This window comes from Lentzea sp. NPDC102401, assembly GCF_044765805.1.
In the GTDB taxonomy this organism is placed as follows: domain Bacteria; phylum Actinomycetota; class Actinomycetes; order Mycobacteriales; family Pseudonocardiaceae; genus Lentzea; species Lentzea sokolovensis.
Map to the genome: position 1 here is coordinate 225,016 of NZ_JBIWKS010000001.1, position 19,246 is coordinate 244,261.

The 19,246-nt window shown below is 71.0% G+C and carries 17 protein-coding genes; 11 read left to right on the forward strand and 6 right to left on the reverse strand.

From position 1 onward, the window contains the following. Positions 1–24: 24 nt before the first annotated feature. The gene (locus ACIRG5_RS01110) at positions 25–1,617 is read right to left on the reverse strand and encodes a sigma-70 family RNA polymerase sigma factor (RefSeq protein ID WP_402898271.1); all 1,593 of its coding nucleotides are present in this window, start codon (positions 1,615–1,617) and stop codon (positions 25–27) included. A gap of 148 nt (positions 1,618–1,765) precedes the next feature. On the opposite strand from ACIRG5_RS01110, the gene ACIRG5_RS01115 reads away from it, so the two are divergent. The 3 genes from ACIRG5_RS01115 to ACIRG5_RS01125 all read left to right on the forward strand — a co-directional run bounded on the left by ACIRG5_RS01115 (position 1,766) and on the right by ACIRG5_RS01125 (position 4,181). After that, positions 1,766–2,683 (forward strand): DUF6891 domain-containing protein, encoded by a 918-nt coding sequence (locus ACIRG5_RS01115; RefSeq protein WP_402898274.1) that lies wholly within the window; start codon positions 1,766–1,768, stop codon positions 2,681–2,683. Between the two features lie 84 nt (positions 2,684–2,767). After that, positions 2,768–3,709: a hypothetical protein gene (locus tag ACIRG5_RS01120; RefSeq protein ID WP_402898276.1), complete on the forward strand. Its 942-nt coding sequence runs from the start codon at positions 2,768–2,770 to the stop codon at positions 3,707–3,709. Positions 3,710–3,770: 61 nt separating this feature from the next. Then, positions 3,771–4,181, forward strand: coding sequence for a Calx-beta domain-containing protein (locus ACIRG5_RS01125; RefSeq protein WP_402898279.1), 411 nt, complete (start codon positions 3,771–3,773; stop codon positions 4,179–4,181). On the opposite strand, the gene ACIRG5_RS01130 is transcribed toward ACIRG5_RS01125, so the two are convergent. Continuing rightward, positions 4,159–6,942 carry a BTAD domain-containing putative transcriptional regulator gene (locus tag ACIRG5_RS01130; protein WP_402898280.1) on the reverse strand — a complete coding sequence of 928 codons (2,784 nt, stop codon included), beginning with the start codon at positions 6,940–6,942 and terminating at the stop codon, positions 4,159–4,161. The genes ACIRG5_RS01125 and ACIRG5_RS01130 overlap by 23 nt on opposite strands. Positions 6,943–7,177: 235 nt before the next feature. Here ACIRG5_RS01130 and ACIRG5_RS01135 point away from each other — a divergent pair, with 235 nt between their 5' ends. The 6 genes from ACIRG5_RS01135 (at position 7,178) to ACIRG5_RS01160 (ending at position 13,738) form a co-directional block, all read left to right on the forward strand. After that, a complete protein-coding gene (locus tag ACIRG5_RS01135) occupies positions 7,178–9,019 on the forward strand; it encodes a sigma-70 family RNA polymerase sigma factor (protein WP_402898283.1) in 1,842 nt (613 codons plus the stop codon). A gap of 25 nt (positions 9,020–9,044) precedes the next feature. Continuing rightward, entirely contained in the window at positions 9,045–9,842 is a 798-nt protein-coding gene (locus ACIRG5_RS01140; RefSeq protein WP_402898286.1) for a lipoyl protein ligase domain-containing protein, read from the forward strand. Positions 9,843–9,847: 5 nt separating this feature from the next. Then, entirely contained in the window at positions 9,848–10,624 is a 777-nt protein-coding gene (gene uppS, locus ACIRG5_RS01145) for a polyprenyl diphosphate synthase (protein WP_402898289.1), read from the forward strand. A 35-nt stretch (positions 10,625–10,659) separates the two neighbouring features. Further along, complete coding sequence (ppk2, locus tag ACIRG5_RS01150) at positions 10,660–11,610, forward strand: polyphosphate kinase 2 (RefSeq protein WP_402898292.1); 951 nt, start codon at positions 10,660–10,662, stop codon at positions 11,608–11,610. A gap of 56 nt (positions 11,611–11,666) precedes the next feature. Next, positions 11,667–12,377 (forward strand): type 1 glutamine amidotransferase domain-containing protein, encoded by a 711-nt coding sequence (locus tag ACIRG5_RS01155; RefSeq protein ID WP_402898295.1) that lies wholly within the window; start codon positions 11,667–11,669, stop codon positions 12,375–12,377. Between the two features lie 146 nt (positions 12,378–12,523). Beyond that, positions 12,524–13,738 carry a putative glycoside hydrolase gene (locus tag ACIRG5_RS01160; RefSeq protein ID WP_402898298.1) on the forward strand — a complete coding sequence of 405 codons (1,215 nt, stop codon included), beginning with the start codon at positions 12,524–12,526 and terminating at the stop codon, positions 13,736–13,738. 2 nt (positions 13,739–13,740) lie between these two features. Here ACIRG5_RS01160 and ACIRG5_RS01165 read toward each other — a convergent pair whose 3' ends face one another. Beyond that, complete coding sequence (locus tag ACIRG5_RS01165) at positions 13,741–14,331, reverse strand: TetR/AcrR family transcriptional regulator (protein ID WP_402898300.1); 591 nt, start codon at positions 14,329–14,331, stop codon at positions 13,741–13,743. Positions 14,332–14,394: 63 nt separating this feature from the next. Between ACIRG5_RS01165 and ACIRG5_RS01170 the strand changes: the two genes are divergently transcribed. Further along, entirely contained in the window at positions 14,395–15,807 is a 1,413-nt protein-coding gene (locus ACIRG5_RS01170; protein ID WP_402898303.1) for an aldehyde dehydrogenase family protein, read from the forward strand. A 296-nt stretch (positions 15,808–16,103) separates the two neighbouring features. Here the strand turns inward: ACIRG5_RS01170 and ACIRG5_RS01175 are convergent, their stop codons facing one another. Together ACIRG5_RS01175 and ACIRG5_RS01180 are read right to left on the reverse strand one after the other, a co-directional pair. Then, positions 16,104–16,643 carry a GNAT family N-acetyltransferase gene (locus tag ACIRG5_RS01175; protein WP_402898305.1) on the reverse strand — a complete coding sequence of 180 codons (540 nt, stop codon included), beginning with the start codon at positions 16,641–16,643 and terminating at the stop codon, positions 16,104–16,106. Next, on the reverse strand, positions 16,643–17,197 hold the full coding sequence (locus tag ACIRG5_RS01180; RefSeq protein WP_402898308.1) for a CGNR zinc finger domain-containing protein: 555 nt from the start codon (positions 17,195–17,197) through the stop codon (positions 16,643–16,645). The genes ACIRG5_RS01175 and ACIRG5_RS01180 overlap by 1 nt, the downstream gene beginning before the upstream one ends. A gap of 83 nt (positions 17,198–17,280) precedes the next feature. On the opposite strand from ACIRG5_RS01180, the gene ACIRG5_RS01185 reads away from it, so the two are divergent. Then, entirely contained in the window at positions 17,281–18,219 is a 939-nt protein-coding gene (locus tag ACIRG5_RS01185; RefSeq protein WP_402898310.1) for an EamA family transporter, read from the forward strand. On the opposite strand, the gene ACIRG5_RS01190 is transcribed toward ACIRG5_RS01185, so the two are convergent. After that, positions 18,216–19,244, reverse strand: a complete 1,029-nt coding sequence (locus tag ACIRG5_RS01190; protein ID WP_402898312.1) for an AraC family transcriptional regulator — start codon at positions 19,242–19,244, stop codon at positions 18,216–18,218. The two genes, ACIRG5_RS01185 and ACIRG5_RS01190, sit on opposite strands and share 4 nt — an antisense overlap. Between the last annotated feature and the right edge of the window lie 2 nt (positions 19,245–19,246).

A 19,246-nucleotide genomic window follows, 5' to 3' on the forward strand; every position in this document is an offset into this window, starting at 1 on the left:
TCTTTTTTAAATGTGCGTTGCGGCTCAACTTCCGGCGAAGTCGTGCGTCATCCACACGGTTCCCTTGGCGTCGCGGATCACGACGATGCCGATGCGGGTGGACGACTTGCTCAGGATGTTCTTGCGGTGGCCGTCGTTCGGCGGCTTCTCGTCGATCATGCCCTGGGTGAGGCCGAGCGCCATCTTGGAGATCGCATCGACGTTGTCCTTCACCGGGCCGCCCATGCCGACGTTCTCCGCGACGGAGCTCCACTTCACGCCCGCCGCCGTGCTGCGTTCGCCGAGGCCGCTCTCGCCGGGGCACTGGTGCGACAGGCCGCAGCCGTTGCTCATCATCGCCCTGGTGTGGCGGTCGGCCGCGGTGACCAGCGCCGGGTCGACCGCCAGCGCGGGCAGGCCGGCGTTCGCCCTGGTCTCGTTGATCAACGCCAGGACGCGTTCCTCCGGGGTGGCGGCGCGCACGGGCTCGGGTGGCGCGGTCGTCGTGGTCGTGGTGGTGGTCGTCGTCGTGGTGGCACTGGACGACGGCGCGCTCGACGTCGTTTCCGCCGCCTGTGACGAGGACGTGGTGAGAGCGAGGGCCTGGGTGGTGTTCGGCCCGGCCACGGCGGCAGGAGGGTCGGAGGGCAGCAGCACCACGGTGCCGACCACGCCGACGAGCGCGCACACGGCTGCCGCGCCCGCCACCACGAGGACGGGCTTGCCGCCGGCGATGCCCGCGAGCTTGCCGAAGACGCCGGTGGGTTCCGCGAGGTGGGCGGCGTGGGTGGGATCGGGCCCGAGGTCGGACGCGTACGCGACGGCCTCCGGTGTGACGTCCCGCAGGCTCTCCAGCAGTCGCGGCAGGTAGGCGGCCGGGACCACGAGCAGCGCGGCACCGGTCAGGATGCGCTCGACCGGCATCGCGTCGTCCACGCCGCGCCGACACCGGCCGCACTCGTCGACGTGCCGCAGGAGCCGCTTGCGCCACAACGGGTTCGGCTCGCCGTTCCAGCCCTGCGCGGCCCGGTCGAGCCCGGCGCAGCGCGGTTCCATCGACAACGCGCGCACCAGGTGCCGGATCGTCTCCAGGCGGCCCTTCAACCTGCTGACCCGCACCGTGACGGTGTGCGCGCCGAGGTCGAGCGCGTCGGTCACCTCGGCCCTGGTCAGCTGCCCGACGCGTTCGAGCGTCCACAGCGCCAGCAGTTCGCGATCAGCCGGATCGAGCCACCGCGCGGCCTCGTCGACCTCCCGGCGCTGCTGGGCGAAGTGCAGCCGCGACAACGCCACCTCGACGAACTCGGCGCCAGGATCGGCCCGGTCGTACTCCTCCAGCGGGGCGGGGGCCAGGTCGCGGCGCCGGTAGTGCTCGCGGACCTGGTTGATCGTGACGGCCACCAGCCAGGACCGGAACCGCTCTGGCTCCCGCAGCGCGTCGATGCCGCGGATCACGCGGACCATCGTCTCCTGGACCACGTCGTCCACCTCGGCGTCGGCGTGCAGCGCCCGACCGGCCACGTTGTAGACCAGCGGCAGGCAACCCGCGACCACGGCGTCGAGCGCCGCCCGATCACCGGCCCGCGCGGCCTCCACCTGCTCCGCGTCCACCTGCCCCAGCCACTCCCGACCCGTCACTTCCGCACCCTTCGCCGACTGATCCTGTACGCCATGGGAGACCGGCGAGTCTCACCTCAGGTCACAGAAACCGGGTCCATAAGTGATCCAGGTCACGCACTGGCTGAGCGACGGCACCGCCTCATGAGGCCCGATTTAGAGTCTGCGCATGCTGGAGATCGTGGTGCGGACGGAGACCGGGGAACGGCACGTCCGCGTGTCCGCCGAGGAACTGGCCGGGCTGGTCGAGCGCATCGGCGGCGACGGCGACCGGTTCCTGGTGGTCCAGCGAGCGCCCGACCTGCCCGACGTCTTCGCCCAGGTCTGGCACGCGGCCGGCGGCGACTACTCGGTGGAGCACCGCGACGGCGGCGCCGACCGGCACTTCGAGACGACGGCCGAGCAGCCCGGTGCCGTGATCGCGGCGCTCACCGGCTGGGCCCGCCGGGAAGCCGGGTGGGACAGCGGTCTGGCCTGGTCGCCGCTGGGCCTGCCGCCCGCCCGCGAGGTGCCGCCGCTCGAACTCGGCGACCAGGAGCACGAGGAGCTGGAGACCCGCGTCCGCGAGGCGCTGGCCGGCGGCTACTGCTCCCGTGCCCAACTGGCCGAGCTCGCGGAGGACTACCTGGTCACCGAGGACCGCCGGCCGGTGTCACGCGAGCAGGCGCAGGCGCTGGCCGACCGGTTGTGGCTGGAACGGGTCGCGGAACAGCAGTCCTGGCAGGGCGAGACAGATCCCGAACGGCTCACCCGCGCGTTCACCGTCCTGCAGCACAACGGCATCACCGCCCGCGAGAACTTCACCTGCTGCCGCGGCTGCGGCCAGGCGGAGATCGGCGCCGAGGCCGGGCCGGGCTCCCGCGGGTTCGTCTACTTCCACTCGCAGTGCACGGAGTCCGCCGCGGCAGGTCACGGGCTGACGCTCCTGTACGGCGGCTTCGACGGCTCGTCCGAGACCACCACGGCCATCGGCGACGAGGTCGTGGCCGCCCTCGAAGCAGCTGGCCTGAACACCCGCTGGGACCGCGACCCCGGCCGGTCGATCACCGTCACCCCGCTGGACTGGCGCCGCCGCCTGATCGGCTGAGACCGGGGACAACAGCACGACAACCTCGCCACAACAGCGCGGAGGTACTCCTTCATCGGCAGACCACAACCGATGGAGGACATGGTGAAAGCCAAACTGGCAACGGCGCTGGCGGGCTTGCTGGCGGTCGCGGCGCTGATCGCGCCGGCAGCGAGCGCCACGCCGTTCCAACGTGACGTCTTCGTGCGTGACAACGTCAGCGATGTGGGCAACGAGCCCAGCGCCGGCAGCATCTACTACAGCCCCGACATCAAGGTGTGCTCGACGCCGGTGCTGTGCGCGGTGTCGCAGAACCCGGTCGTGGGCGTGAACAACTACGTGTTCGTCACGCTGAGACGCAAGCCGGGCGGCATCGGCTTCGTGGACGGCAACCTCCACCTGTACCGCAGCAACCTCGGCGGCGGCACGGCCTGGCCGGGTGGCTGGACCTACATCGGCACCGCGGGCTCGTCCGTGCCGGTCGGCGGCACCACCGTCATGATCACCTGGCCCGGCTGGAACGTGCCCGGCCCCGCGCACTTCTGCCTGCTCGCCCGCTGGGTGTCGAACGCGGACCCGATGACGTTCGCCGAGGGCGCCAACACCCAGCTCAACGCGCAGCGGAACAACAACATCGCGTGGCGCAACGTCGACTCCGTGCGGGTCCGCCCGTTCGAACCCGTCCGCGTGCCGTACACGATCGGCAACCCCGAGCGCGCCGACGCGAGGCAGAACCTGATCTTCGAGCAGCCCCGGCCGTTCGCCGGCACCGCGACGATCGACCTCGGCCAGGAGCTCACGGCTCGGTGGAAGGCCGCCGGCGGGAGGGCCACCGGCGTGAAGCAGGTCGGCGAGACGCAGTTCCAGCTCGTCGACACGAAGGCGAGCATCGACGGGCTGGTGCTCAAGGGCGACGAGCGGATCGAGACGGCGCTGACGTTCGCGACCGACAGGGAGGCAGGTCCGGCCGAGCTGCACGTGCGCCAGGTCGACGTCCAGGGCACGGATCTCGGCGGAGCGCAATACCTGATCAACGAAAAGGACTGAGTATCAATCCCGGTGGGTCCGTCTCCGTTGTTCGGAGACGGACCCACCGAAAGGGTTGTCAATGAAGACCATCATGGTGTTGTTGCTGCTTCTGCTGGGAATCGTGCCCGCACACGGAGCAGCGGGCTGCGAGCCGCCGGACTGCCCGGACGTCGTGGACGCGCTGGACGGGCCGGTGCACGAGTCGGCGGAGGAGTACACGGCGGTCCTGCGGGTGCGCGACGGCAAGGCGGGGCAGAACATCGAAGTGACCTACAGGTTCGTCGACGGCACCGCGAAGCTGGGTGAGGACTACCAGGCCGCGCCCCGCGGAACGGTCACGATCAAGGCGGGCGAGAGCCAGGCCGGTGTGCCGTACAAGGTGCTGCGGGTGACCGGGCAGCAGAAGAAGTTCACGCTGGAGATCACGTCGGTGAAGCCGGGCCAGATCGGCAAGCGCGTCGCCGTGTTCACGATCGCCGGCAGGCAGTGAACAGCGTGACGGCCTGAGCCCAGTGCCGTGCGGCCTCGGTCCACCGCCCGCACCGGCCCTCCAGGCCGGCGAACGTGCGGTGGACCCGGGCCAGCTCGAACTCGTCCCGCGCCTGGGTCCTGGCCGTCAGCGCGGCCGCGAGGTGGTCACGGGCGGCGGTGAGGTCGCCGAGCGCGAGGTCGGCCTCGGCCAGCTCGCGCAACGTCGACGCCTCGCGGTGCCCGTCACCGAGCGCACGGCACACCACGAGCGCGCCGGTGAGGCATTCCCTTGCCACGGAGGGATCTCCGAGCGCGAGGTGGGTCACGCCGAGGCCGGTCAGCGCGTCGGCTTCGAAGCGGTGGTCGGTGATCTCGCGGCTGATCCGCAGCGCGTCGCCGAAGAAGCGCAGCGCTGGTTCGAAATCGGCGAGTCCGTGGAAGGCGTTGCCCAACGACATCAGCGTCGCCGCCTCCAGTCGCGGGTTCTCCTTGGCGCGGAACGTTTCCAGCGCCGCGAACAACGGTGAGGCCGCCAGGTCCGGCTTGCCCATCCGGACGTAGGTGTAGCCGAGGTTGCGCCGGGCCAGCGCCACGCCCACCTCGTCCCCAGCCGCGCCGTGCACCTCCATCGCCGCGCGGTAGGACTCCAGTGCCAGGTCGAACTGACGCAGCTCGGAGTGCGCGTTGCCGATGTTGTTGTGCAGCCGCGCTTCCCCGCGCAGGTCGCCCGCTTCGCGCACCAGGACGAGCGCCTGTCGTTGCACCACCATGGCTTCGGCGATGCGGGAGGTCATCTGCAGCGCGATGCCCTGTCCCCGCAGCATCTCGGCCTCGGCACGCTGGTCGCCGAGCGCGCGGGCGGCATCCACGGCGTGCTCGCACTGTTCGACGCGCGCCGCCCAGTTGCCGCGTGCCTCGAAGTAACTCGTCAGCAGGTACGCCAGCTGCCACGTCTCGCGATGCAGGCCGGACCGTGCCGCCATCCGGATCACGTGCAGCACGTTGTCGCGTTCGGCGTCGAGGTAGGCGAGCACCTCGACGCGGTCGGCAGCGAACGGGAGGTCGTCGCAGGGCGGTCGCGTCACGAGGTCGTGGCGCGGGTTGAGCACCTCCCCCGCCGCGTGCGCGATCGTGAGATAGCGGTCGAGCAGACGCTCCGTCCCGTCGCCGAGGTCGCCGCTCTGCCGGGCGAACAGCCGGATCAGGTCGTGCAGTGCGTACCGGCCGTTGCCCATCTCGCTGACGAGGTGCGACGCGACCAGTTCGTCGAGACCCGGCCCCATCGCGTCGGCGAGGTCGGCGGGAAAGCTCGCGCCCGGATGTTCGCCGAGCACGCGGAACAGCCGGGCCGCCTGCGGGCTGAGCGTGCGGTGCGCGCTGGCGAACACGGTGCGGACCGTGCGGTCGTCCCCGTCGACCGTCAGCACGTCCAGAGGGTCGTTGCGGGTCAGCTCGCGCACGAGGTCGGCGATCCGCCTGCCGGGCCGGATCGCGAGCCGCGCGGCCGCGATGCGCAACGCCAGCGGCAGCCGTCCACAATGGACGACCAGGTCCGCGGTCGCGTCGGATTCCGCGCACACCCTGGGCTCTCCGAGGATGTCGGCCAGCAGGTCGCGTGCCTCCGGCTCGCTGAGCAGGTCGAGGCTCACGGTGTGCACGGCGTGGCGCGTGCCGAGCGCCGAGAGGGTGTCGCGGCTCGTGACCAGCAACAGGTTCCCCTGGTCGCCGGGCACGAGCGGCAGCACGTCCCGGGCGCGACGAACGTCGTCGAGCAGGATGAGCACCCGCTTGCCGTGCAACAGGGTCCGGTACAGCGCGGCTGGATCGGCGGGGACGCGGTCCGCGGGAACGCCGAGGCTGTGCAGCATCTCGGTCAGCGCCTGGGCCGGCGTGAGTCGTTGCAGGTCCAGGAACACCTGCCCGTCCGGGAAGCGGTCGGCGACGCGCCGCGCCCACTCGACGGCGAACGTGGTCTTGCCGACCCCGGCGACACCGGAGACCACGACGATCGGTGGCAGACCCGCGAGGGCGGCGAACTCGGCCGCGCGACCGGTGAAGTGGCCGGCGCGGGCCGGCAGCTGGGCGGGTTTCGCGCTGTGCAGCACGGGATCTCGGCGCAGGATCGCGGTGTGCAGCGCGAGGAGGTCAGGCCCGGGATCGACGCCCAGCTCGTCGGCGAGCCGATGTCTGAGTCTTCGGAACACCTCCAGCGCGTCCGCGTGCCTGCCGTCGCGGTGCAACGCGCGCATCAGCAGGCCGACGAGCCGTTCCCTGGTCGGATGGCCGACCACCAGCCGTTCCAGCTCCTCGATCGCGTTCGGCCGGTCCAGCCGATCACCCCAGTACGCCTCCACTGCGGCGATCCGCTGCTCCCGCAACCGATCGATCTCCGCGCGGCCCCACCCGAACAACTCGGTGCCCGCCAGCGGCTCGCCCCGCCACAGGCTCAGGTCCCTGGTCCGGTCGAACGCCGCCGCGTCGACGGACGCGTCGAGCTGGTAGCCGCCCGGCCTGGTCATCAGCGCGCCGGGCATCCCGCAGTCGGCGAGCGCCTGCCGCACCCGCGCGACGTGACTGTGCAACGACCTCACGGCCGTGCGCGGCGGATCGTCTCCCCACAGCGCGTCCACGAGACGGTCGACCGCGACCGGCGTGCCCGCGTGCAGGGCGAGTACCGCGACGATGCTGCGCTGCCGGGCACCGGTCAGCACCGCGCGGCCGTGCGGGCCGCACACCTCGACCGGCCCAAGGATCCTTACCTCGCCACCTGTTCGCCGCACATCGCGTTACGTTAGCCCGCTCAATTGCCTGGTGGCAGCGCTGATCGTGGGACGGAACCGGCAGTTCGCCGCCGCCGCACGACCACCGTCCGGCGGGCGGAACGGGGCGGCGTCACCGACCCGGCACTGGCCGGTGCCACCGCCGTCGGCTACAAAGCCCTGGAAGTTTCTGTTATCGCCGGGCGCCGGGGACATCTCCTGGTCAGAGGACCTTGGACCGGCAAGTGAGGTGGGCATGGCAGCACCGGAGGAACCCGGCGTCGCGACGGTGGTGGCCGCGCGCGACGGCGACCAGCGCGCGTTGGACGACCTGGTGAGCGGGTACCTGCCCCTCGTCTACAACATCGTCGGGCACGCGCTCGGCGGTCACGCGGACACCGACGACGTGGTCCAGGAGACCATGCTGCGCGCGGTGCACGGGCTGCCAGGGCTGCGTGATCCCGCCGGGTTCCGGTCGTGGCTCGTCGTGATCGCGATGAACCAGATCCGCCTGCGGCACCGCGAACGGCAGCGCGTGCCCGTCACCGGGCCGGTGCCGCAGGACGTCGCGGATCCCGGCGCGGACTTCGTCGACCTCACGATCATGCGCCTGCAGCTGTCCGGGGAGCGCCGTGAGGTCGTCGCGGCCACGCGGTGGCTCAGCGAGGACGAGCGCGAACTGCTGTCCCTGTGGTGGTTGGAGGCCGCCGGGCGACTGACCCGCACGGAGGTCGCCGACGCGCTGGAACTGACCCCGCAGCACACCGCCGTGCGGGTGCAGCGGGTCAAGGCTCAGCTCGACGCCGCGCGCATCGTCGTGCGGACGCTGGAACGCACGCCGCGGTGTCCCGAGCTGGCCGACGTCGTCGCCCAGTGGGACGGCGATCCCAGTCCGTTGTGGCGCAAGCGGATCGCCCGGCACAGCCGGGAGTGCATCCGATGTGAGCGGTGCGGGTACGACCTGGCGTCGGTCGAGGGGCTGCTCGCGCGGCTGCCGCTGGTGCCGCTGCCCGCCGCGCTCGTGTTCGACCCGTCCACGCTGGTCGTCTCCCCTGTCGGCGCGAGTCCTGTCAGCGCTGGTCCGGTCGGCGCGAACCCGGTCACCGGTGGCAAGGCCGGCCTGTTCCTCAAGGGCGCGCTGGCGAAGTCCATTGCGGCCGCGGCGGCCACGGTTCTGGTCACGGGCGTCGTGGTCGCCGTGCTGCCGTCTGGCGAGGAACCGGTCGCACAGGCGATCTCGGCCGTCACCCGGACCACGTCCACACCACCACCTCCCACCACCGCTCCCCCGTCGTCGGTGTCGTCCTCGGCGCCGCCCTCGACGACGACGGCCACCCAGCCCGCTCCGCCCGTCGTTCCCGTCACGGCGTCGGTGAAGAAGGGCGTCAGCACCTGGAACTTCGACGGCGTCGGCAAGGCGCTCACGGACGTCCGTGCGGGCTGGTACTACAACTGGGCCGCGCAGACCGACGGCATCGCGACGCCGCCGAACGTCGAGTTCGTGCCGATGATCTGGGGCACGAAGTTCACCGACGACGCGACCCTCGCCCGCGCCAAGGCGAACGGCAAGGCGCTGCTCGGGTTCAACGAGCCGGACTTCCCCGAGCAGGCCAACATGAGCCCGGAACAGGCACTGGACCTGTGGCCGAAGCTCGCGGCGACCGGCCTGCGGCTCGGCAGCCCCGCCGTCGCGCACAGCGGGGACAAGGCGGGCGGCTGGCTCGACCGGTTCATGACCGGCGCGGCCCAGCGCGGACTGCGCGTCGACTTCATCGCGGTGCACTGGTACGGCTCCGACTTCAGCGACGCGGCCGTCGGTCACCTGAAGAACTACCTCGACGCGGTGCACGCGCGGTACGGCAAACCCGTGTGGCTCACCGAGTACGCGCTCATCGACTTCTCCGGCGGCGCGGCGCGCTTTCCCACCCAGGCCCAGCTCGCGGCGTTCGCCCGCGGGTCGAGCGCGATGATGGAAGGCCTCCCGTACGTCGAGCGCTACGCCTGGTTCGCGCTGCCCGCCGAGAAGCCCGGCACCGGCCTCTACGCTCCGGGCGGTACCCCGAACGAGGCAGGCAGGGCGTACCGCGAGGCGGGCTGAGCAGGTCGTGGTCGAGAATCACGGCGTGCCGACTCAGAACCCCCGTCTGCTGATCTCCGGGAGCACCGGAGGCGCCGTCGCCGACCTGGTGATCCCGGCACTGCTGCTGCGCACACCCGGCGCGGCGTGGTCGCAGCTCGTCCACATCTACGTTCCGCGAAGCCCGACCGTCGCGTTCAGCGGCCGCGACCTCCGCTCGCCCGGCATCACCAAGGCCACCGAACTGGCCCGTGAGGCGGGATTCGAGCCGGTGGTCCGGTCGCCGGGCGGGCGGATGGTCGCCTACGACAGCGGCGCCGTCGTGATCGACCACCTCGACAGCACGACGGACATCCGCCAGGCCGGTCGCTCGACCTTCGCGGCGAACGCCGACAGCCACGTCCGGGTGCTGCGCGCACTCGGCGACGTCGACGCGCGCATCGGCGAGGTGGACGGCGAGTACTGCCCCGGCGAGTTCAGCATCAACGTGGAGGGCGACACGAAGGTCGTGGGGTCGGCGCAGCGCGTCACCGCCACCGGTTCCCTGTTCAGCACGGTGGTGCAGGTTGTCGTTTCGGACCGGGTGCGCGCGGTGATCACGGACGTGTCGGAGGCGCTCGGCTACGACCTGCGGCAGAGTTCCATCGCGGGTCTGGCCGACTACGCCCCCGCGCTGACCGCCGACGAGGTGGCCGCGGCGTTCGTGGCCGACTACCGCGACAGGCTCGACATGACCGACGGACAGTTGCCAGCCGAGGTCGTGACGCACGCGTCGACCGCCACGCCGAGCGGCACGTCGCCCTTCCACGTCGACGACTGGACGCGGGCACACCCGGTAGCTTGATCCGCGTGAAGATCATCCGTGACGCCCTGCAGGAGCTCTACACCCGCCGGCTCCGCAGGCAACTGCGGACCGCGCCGTTGCCGAGGCACGTCGCCATGATCATGGACGGCAACCGGCGCTGGGCCAGGCAGGCAGGCCTGGTCAACGTGAGCCTGGGCCACCAGCACGGCGCCGAGCACGTGCGGGACGTCATGGGCTGGTGCGAGGACATCGGCATCCGCCACATGACCGTGTACCTCGCGTCCGCCGACAACCTGCACAAGCGCGACGACGCCGAAACGCGGTTCCTGCTGGACGTCATCGAGCGCATCGTGATCCGCAGGGCCGTCGAGTCGGATCGCTGGCAGGTGCACGTCGCCGGCCGCCTGGACCTGCTCCCGGACTCCACCAGGAGCGCGCTCAAGCTCGCCGTGGAGGACACCCGCGACCGGGGCGCCGAGTTCCACCTGACCATGGCGGTGGGCTACGACGGCCGCAACGAACTGGTCGACGCCGTGCGCTCGCTGCTCGACGACAGGGCCAGTGCCGGAACGAGCCTCGAAGAGCTGGCGTCGACGCTGACCGCGGACGACATCTCCCGGCACCTCGACACCGCCGGGCAGCCCGATCCCGACCTCGTGATCCGCACCAGCGGCGAGGTGCGCATGTCCGGTTTCCTGCTGTGGCAGGCGGCCCACGCGGAGCTGTACTTCTGCGACGTCCACTGGCCCGGCTTCCGCCACCTCGACTTCCTGCGCGCGCTGCGCTCGTACGCCGCCCGGCACCGCCGCCGCACGACCTAGTTTTCGGCGCCGTTACGTCGGGTATGTACGAATTCGTGACTGTTGATTCCGCAGAACTGCTCGCCGAGGGTTACACCGCCGAGTTCCCGGACGACGACGAGCCCGTTCTCCGGGACGCACACGGCCGCGAAGTGCTCACCTGGCAGGAGAACTACCCGTTCACCGAACGGATGCCGCGTCCCGAGTACGAGCGGCTCAAGCGGCTGCTGCAGATCGAGTTGCTGAAACTCCAGCACTGGGTCGCCGAGACCGGGCAGCGTCTCGTCATCCTCTTCGAAGGCCGCGACGCCGCCGGCAAGGGCGGCACCATCAAGCGGTTCACCGAGCACCTCGACCCTCGCGGCGCGCGCACGGTCGCTCTCGGCAAGCCGGGCGAACGGGAACGTGGCGAGTGGTACTTCCAGCGCTACGTCCGTGAGCTGCCCACCGCGGGAGAGATCGTTCTGTTCGACCGGTCCTGGTACAACCGCGCGGTCGTCGAGCACGTCATGGGATACTGCACCAAAGCCGAGTACGACCTGTTCATGCGGCAGGCGCCGGAGTTCGAGCGGATGCTCGTGGAGGACGGCGTGCTGCTGGTGAAGCTGTGGTTCTCGGTGTCGCGCACCGAACAACGGACCCGGTTCGTCATCCGCCAGATCGACCCGGTGCGGCAGTGGAAGCTCAGCCCCAACGACATCAAGTCGCTGGACCGCTGGGACGACTACACCGAGGCCAAGGTCGCCATGTTCCGCTCCACGGACACCGAGATCGCACCGTGGACGGTCGTCAAGAGCAACGACAAGAAGCGGGCCCGCATCGAGGCCATGCGCAGCGTCCTCGCCCGCTTCGACTACGCCGACAAGGACACCGGCGTGATCGGCACCCCGGACGTGCGCGTCGTCGGCGCCGCCGCCACGTTGCTGGAGGAGGGCGAGGACGACACCGCGCTCAGCCCCACCCCCATCGCTCCCGGCACGGAGCACGGCCCAGGGCTTCATCCCTGACGGCGAGATCCGTGATCGTGCCCTGTCCGAGGTGAGGCGGGTGGCAGGATCAGCTCATGCGCGTGCTGCTTCCTTTGCCCGACCAGGACTTCGACGTCACCGAGGTGGCGGTGCCGTGGCGGGTGCTCACCAACGCCGGGCACGAGGTCGTCTTCGCGACCGAACACGGCGGCACCGCGCCGCGGGCCGATCCGTTGCTGCTGACCGGTGTCCTGTTCGGCAGGCTCGGCGCCGAGGCCGAGCCGAAGGCGTTCTACCGCGACCTGCTCGGCTCCCCCGCCTACCGCTCGCCCCTGGCGTGGGGATCGGTGGTGCCGGAGGAGTTCGACGGGCTGGTGCTGCCCGGCGGGCACGCGCCCGGCATGCGGCAGTACCTCGGTTCCGTGGAGCTCCAGCAGGTCGTCGCGCGGTTCTGGGCGTTGCGACGGCCGGTCGGCGCGATCTGTCACGGCGTGCTGGTGCTCGCCCGCGCCGGGGTGCTGGAGGGGCGGCGCACCACCTGCCTGCCGAAGTACATGGAACGGGCGGCGTACTTCTCGACGGCGTGGCTGCGCGGGCGGTACTACCGGACCTACCCCGCGTACGTGCAGGACGAGGTCGTGGCGTCGGGCGCGGTGTTCGAGCGCGGGCCGGTCGAGCTGAGCCGGCGTGGCACCGCCACCGACGACGGGCCCGCGTTCGTGGTGCGGGACGGCGACTACGTGTCGGCGCGCTGGCCGGGCGACGCCTACCTGTTCGCGAGGACGTTCGCCGAACTGCTCGGCTGACGGTCACCCGTCCAGGTTGGACGGTCGCACGCAGGGTGTGATTTTTTCACGGCGCCGCGTCACAACAGGTGATTTGCGGCTTCAACGACACCTCCACGTCTCGGAACGGGTACCTGTCCCACAGATCTTCCGAGCGGGGAGGCACGATGCTGGAGAAAGCAGGCAAGGTACGGGGATTTCTGCCGATAGTGGCACTGCTGGCGGGTCTCACCTCGCCCGCGGGCGAGGCCGCACCCGTGGCACGCACCCAGTCGTTCTGGCTGCACCTGAACAGCACGCCGGTGGACGACGCCACGATCGCCACCGAAGCCGAACGCCGCGCGCACATCGTGCTGAACGCGTGGGAGGGCGATCTCCTGCGCAAGCTGAAGGCCGCGAACCCCAAGGTCAGGGTGTACGTCTACAAAGACCTCTCGTCCACGCGCTCCTACGCGTGCAAGAAGGGCGAGGACGACGCCCACCTGCCCGCCGGGCTGGGCTACTGCGCGGTCCGCGAGTCCAATCCGGACTGGTTCCTCAAAGGACCCGATGGAGAGGAACTCTCCTACTCCGGTTACGAAGGCCACGAGCAGATGGACGTCGGAAATCCCGGCTACCGCAAAGCCTGGGTCACCAGCGTCGTGACGAGCGCCAAAACCACCGGATTCGACGGCGTGTTCATCGACAACGCTCTGTACACGTGCGACGCCTACCACGCCGGCGTGTGCCCGGCGAAGTATCCGGACAACGCGTCGTTCCAGGCGGCCTACAAGGGCATGCTCGCCGAGGTCCGGAGCGGATTCACGGCCGCGGGACTGCTCTCGGTGGGGAACCTGACCAACGCACGTCTGCACGCGGGCGGCTGGGAAGCCTACGGCGCCTATCTCGACGGCGGGTTCGACGAGTGGTGGCTGACGTTCTCCAGCGACAGGCTGCTGGAGGACTACCCGGAGGGCTGGCGCAGGCAGGTCGCCGAGATCACCGCCCACGCGACCAGCGGCAAGATGACCTGGGTGCAGCCGCACTTCGACGCGGGCGACACGCAGGCCTTCCGATACGCGCTGGCCAGTCTGTTCATGACCACCAGCGGGCACGCCGCGATCGCCGAGGTCGCCAAGACCGACGGCTACGCGGGTCCGACGCCGTGGCACCCCGAGTACGACTGGGACCTCGGGCACCCCGCCGGCGCCTACCGGGCGGTCGCGGACAAGGTCTACCGCAGGGACTTCACCTGCGGCATGGCGCTGGTCAACGCCAACCCGACCGGAAGCCCGCAGACCACGGTCTCGCTCAACCGCACCTACCGGGACCACGACGGCAGGTCCGTCACCTCGGTCAGCCTGCCGGGCACCACCGGCGTGCTGCTGCGGGCGAACTGCTGAGGTCAGGCCCCCGTGATCACGGCGAGCAGCATGCGGAGCTCGGCTTCGGCGGCGTGAGGGGCGTCGGCCTGGACGAAGACCGATCGGGCCAGTGCGGTGCCGATCAGCACCAGCGTCAGGACGTCGATCTGGGCGCTCTCGACGGCGGCGGCCAGTTCCCCGCGGCGGACCGCCTGGGCGATCAGGGCGCCGAGCTGGTCGCGGACCGCGAGGTAGACGTCGTCGTGCAGGATCTGCCGCAGCTCCGGGTCGTGCGCGGCCTGGCCCATCAGCGACAGCAGCGCGGGGCCGGTGGCCGCTTCGAGGATCCTGCGCTTGCGCGAGAGGAGCTCCCGGACGTCGCCTTCGAGGGTGCCGGTGTCGATTCCGCTCAGTTCCGCCTGGGCGATGTGCCTGGCCACGGCTCCGGCGAGTGCCTGCTTGGACGGCCAGCGGCGGTAGAGGGACGCGGTGGAAGCTCCGGCCCGCCGGGCGACCTCGGTCGTGGTGAACGCGGCCCACCCCGACTCGTTCAGGACCTCGATCGCCGCGGTGATCAGGGCCGCGTCCACCCGCGGGTCCTTCGGGCGCCCCTGCGCGGCCTTCGTCGTCACCTCGTCCACTGTACCGGTCGAGAAACGAAAAGGATCTGTTTCGTATTGCGGTACGGTGGGGCCATGCCCACGACGACAGGTGTCATCCCCGCGGTCGTGTCCGACGCGCGCAAGGTCTTCGACTCCGGCACCACCCGCTCCCGCGCCGCCCGCGCCGCCGCTCTCCAGGCGTTGCGCGCGATGGTCACCGAGAACCAGCGGGACTTCGAGGCCGCCCTGTGGAGCGACCTGCACAAAGGCGCGGGCGAGGCGCAGCTGACCGAGATCAGCGTCGTGCTGGCGGAGATCAGCCACACGCTGCGCCACCTGCGGAAGTGGACCCGTGCCCGCCGTGGCCCCGTGCCGATGGCGCTGTGGCCGGCGCGGGCCCGGCTGGTGTCCGAACCGCTCGGCGTGGTGCTGGTGATCGCGCCGTGGAACTACCCGGTACAGCTCCTGCTCGACCCGCTGGCCGGCGTCCTGGCCGCGGGCAACACGGCCGTCCTCAAGCCGAGCGAGCTGGCGCCGGAGACGTCCGCGCTGATCGCGAGGCTCGTGCCCGCGTACTTCCCCGACGGCGCCGTGCGCGTGGTCGAAGGCGGCGTCGAGGAGACCACCGAACTCCTGGCCCAGCGGTTCGACCACATCGTCTTCACCGGCAGCGGCGCGGTGGGCCGGATCGTGATGCGGGCCGCGGCCGAGCACCTGACCCCGGTGACGCTGGAACTGGGCGGCAAGTCGCCGGCCTGGTTCGACGACGACGCCCACCTGGACCAGGCCGCGCGGCGCCTGGTGTGGGCGAAGTTCACCAACGCCGGCCAGACGTGCGTCGCCCCCGACTACGTGATGACCACACCCGACCGGATCCCCGCGCTCGTCGGCGCGTTCCGCAGGGCGATCGAGGACCTCTGGGGTTCCGATCCGCGGGCGAGCGGGGACTACGGCCGCGTCGTCAACGAACGGCAGTTCGACCGGCTCGTGGCCCTGCTGGACGGCACGGACGTCGTGATCGGCGGCGAGCACGACCGTTCCGAGCGGTACATCGCGCCCACCGTCGTCGTGGCCGGAGAACGTGCAGTCGGCCCGGACGCCGCTCATCCCGTGCTGCGAGAGGAGATCTTCGGTCCGATCCTGCCGATCGTCGCGGTGGAGTCGGCCGAGCGCGCGATCGACATCATCAACAGCTGGGACAAGCCGCTCGCCCTGTACGTGTTCAGCTCGTCGGCCCGCACCCGCGGCCTGTTCGAGCGACGAACCTCGTCCGGCGCGGTGGTCCACGACGCGGGCCTGATCCACGTGGCCGCGACCGGCCTGCCGTTCGGCGGGGTCGGCGCCAGCGGAATGGGCGCCTACCACGGCCCCTACTCGTGGCGTGCCTTCTCGCACCTCAAGCCCGTGCTGCGCAAGCCGCTCGCGCTCGACACGCTCCGCCTGGCCCAGCCACCGTTCCGCGGCCTGGGTCCGCGCCTCGCCCAACGCCTGATGCGTCGCGGATGATGTCGTTCCGGCTCACCGAAACCCGTTGCCGTGCTTGGATCGTCCCCTGTTCTGGGACTGACTCGAACGGGTGTCGTGGGTCGCGGGAATCGTCAGCGCGCTCATCGCGCTCATCGCGTCGTTGATGGCCGCGCCGAGGCCGTGCGGCGCCGGGTGCGCGCCGTCGTGGTGTCGGTGTCGGTGACATTCGTGTTCATGGCGACCGTGGGCGTCCTCGAGCGACCGCGAGTACACCTTCGTCGCCGAACGCGCGGGCGGCGATTGCGCCGCCACGGAACTGCGCGTGCGCACCGGATTCACGTTCGACGGCTAGTGGCATCGGTTCGCAAACGGGCGTGCAGGTGCATGTCGTGCCAGCCGTCCGCGTGCCGCGCGGATCCCCGCAGCGTTCCCTCGACCGCGAACCCGAGCTTGGCGGCGACCCGGCACGACGCCGTGTTGGCCGTCGAGTGCTCCAGCGAAACCCTGTGCAGCCCAAGCGTTTCGAACGCCCACTCGGTCAGGGCGTGCGCGGCACGGGCGGCGATTCCGGCACCGCGGGCCTCCGGCAGCACCCAGTAGGACAGCGCCGCCGACGCCTCGACCAGCGAGAGGTGCCGCAGGCCGGCCTGACCGATCGGTTCGTCGTCGCGGCTGATCGCCCAGCTGGCGGCCGTCTCGCCGGCCCAGCGCGACGGCCAGGCCGCTATCCAGTCACGGGCCTCGTCGCGCGTGTCCATGCGCCGCACGTGCCACCGTTGGATTTCGGGGCAGCTGAAGGCTTTCAACACCGCGTCGACGTCACTTTCACGCCACGGCCGCAAAGTCAGACCGCCGGCCTCGATACGCGGTTGCATCAGCGACCGTCCGCTTTGCGCTCGCGGAACGCGATCATGTTCATCCGGTTGCCGCACCGCACGCTGCAGAACCGCTTGAGGCCGTTGCGGGACAGGTCGAGCAGGAGGCCCTCGCAGTCGTCGGCCGTGCAGACCCGCAGGCGGTCCATCTCGTTCATGCGGATCACGTCGATGAGGGCGAGCGCGGCCTCCACCCGCATCCGTTCGGCGAGCGGCGAGCTGGGCTCGGTGGCGTGCATGTGCCAGTCGAGGTCGTCGTGCCGCACGAGGTGGGGCAGCGCCTTGGCGTCGCGCAGCATCTTGTTGACGGCTTCGACGGCGTCGTCGCGACCGAGGGACCACACGCGCCGAAGCAGCGCACGGGTCCGATGGACGTCCTTCAGCTCAGCCTCGTCGCCGTCGATGCGGCCGGTGTAGTGGAACCGGCCGAGCAGGCCTTGCAGTTGCGCGACCGTGCCGAGCTCGTCCTCGCTGGTCCGCGACGCCGACGGGTCGGTGTTGCACAGCGCTACGACGAACGCCAGCGACTCCTCCGTGTCAGGGGCAAAACGCAAATTGACTCCTTACCGAGACCGGCCTAGCGTCAGGGGTATCAGTCAGATTAGGCCATGACATCGTCCGGCGCCGGGAGGCAACCATGGGGAGTCCGTCGAAGTCCACCGGCCTGATCGCGGCCGCGGTCTCGTTCATCTCGTTCGGCACCTCGGGCGCGTTCGTCAAACCCCTGCTGGAGGCCGGCTGGTCCCCCGCCGCCGCCGTCACGGCCCGCGCGCTCACCGCCGGGCTGGTGCTGCTGCCGTTCGTGATCGTCCTGATGCGCGGCAGATGGGCACTGTTGTGGCAGGCCCGGTGGCCCGTGCTGGGCATGGGCCTGGTCGGCGTCGCGATCACCCAGGTCCTCTACTTCGCCGCCATCCAGCGGATCCCGGTCGCGACGGCGCTGCTCATCGAGTTCCTCGCGCCGCTCATCCTGGTCGGCTTCACCTGGGCGGTCAGCAGGCGCACGCCCGCACCCGTCGTGCTGATCGGTTCGGTGCTCGCGGTCGGCGGACTCGTGCTCGTGATCGGCCCCGGCGCCATCCAGGCTGTCGACCCGATCGGTCTCGCGGCCGCGTTCGGTGCCGCCATCGGCTGCTCCGTCTACTTCGTGGTCGCCGCACGCCCCAACAACGGCCTGCCGCCGGTCGCGCTGGCCGGGGCCGGACTCCTGCTGGCCGCGCCCGTCCTGGCTCTGGTGGGTGCCACGGGTCTGCTGCCGTTCACCGCGACGTTCGGCGACGTGCCCCTGTTCGGCAGCCCGGCGGCCTGGTGGGTGCCGCTGCTCGTCGTCGCGGTCGTCGGCACGGCACTGGCCTACGCGAGCGGCATCACCGCCTCGGGGATCCTCGGGTCGCGGCTCGCGTCGTTCATCGCCCTGCTGGAGGTCGTGTCGGCCTCACTGTTCGCCTGGCTCCTGCTGGGCGAGGGGCTCGCGCCGTTGCAACTGCTCGGCGGTCTGCTGATCCTCGGCGGCATCGCCTCGGTCCGGGCCGAACGGCAGAAGGTGGAGCCGGAAGCCGAGCCCGCGCTGGTCTAGTGGCGTGGTCGGCCGTACCTGCTCGGGGTCACCCCGAACCAGCGCCGGAACGCGTGGATGAAGCTCGCGGCCTCGGCGAATCCGAGTTGGCCCGCGACCGCCTCGACCGACATCTCGCCACGCGAGAGAAGCCGGACGGCCCGCTTCGCCCGGACTTCGTCCAGCAGCGCCTGATAACTCGTGCCCGACGTCGCCAGCCGGCGGCGCAGGGTGCGCGGACTGACGCCCAGCGCGCGGGCCACGACGGGCATCGTCTCCTGGAACCTCACCGAGGACTCGAGCAGGCGCCGCACCTCCTGGGCGACTCCCGGGCTCTCCCGGCGGCGGGTGGCGAGGGCGCGGCACTGCTCCTCGCACGCCGCCGTCGTCTCGGGACTCGCGAGCCGGAGCACCTCGGCCAGCACGGCGACATCCACGACGGACTGGTCGGCGTCCGCCCCGAACCGCGGGCGGACGCCGAAGACCTCCTGGTGCTCGCGCTCGTCCTCGGGTGGTGCGTGCCTGAAGTCGACACCCAGGACCGGCACGGCACCGGTCATCAGCTCCCCCACGACCGTGTGGATCGCGGCGAGGTCCCGTTCGGCGAGGAACGAGGCCACGTCGCCCGGCAGCGCACCGGCGTCGAGCGCCAGCACCAGCCGGTCGCCGTCGATCACGGCGGAGGGAGCGGTGAACGCGAAGCTGAGATCGAGGTAGCGCAGGGCGGTGGTGATCGCGTCCTGGAGGGTCGCCGCGCTGAGGAACGCGTAGCCCAGCACGCCGAACGTCGTGGCGTGGTAACGCCGTCCAACGGCTACGCCCGCGTGCGGCAGGCGAGCGGCGAGGTTGCGCACGACCGTCAGTTCCTGGTGGGCGTCGATCTCGGCGACCGGGTCGGCGAGCAGGGCGGGGTCGATGTCGCTGCCCTGCAGCAGGCTGCCCAGCGGCACCCCGTGCTCGGCGCCGAAGCGCACCAGGAGCGCGACGCTCGCGATGCCGCGGGGGAAGTCCCAGTGCCGGACGACCGGCTCGGCCAACGACGTCATGG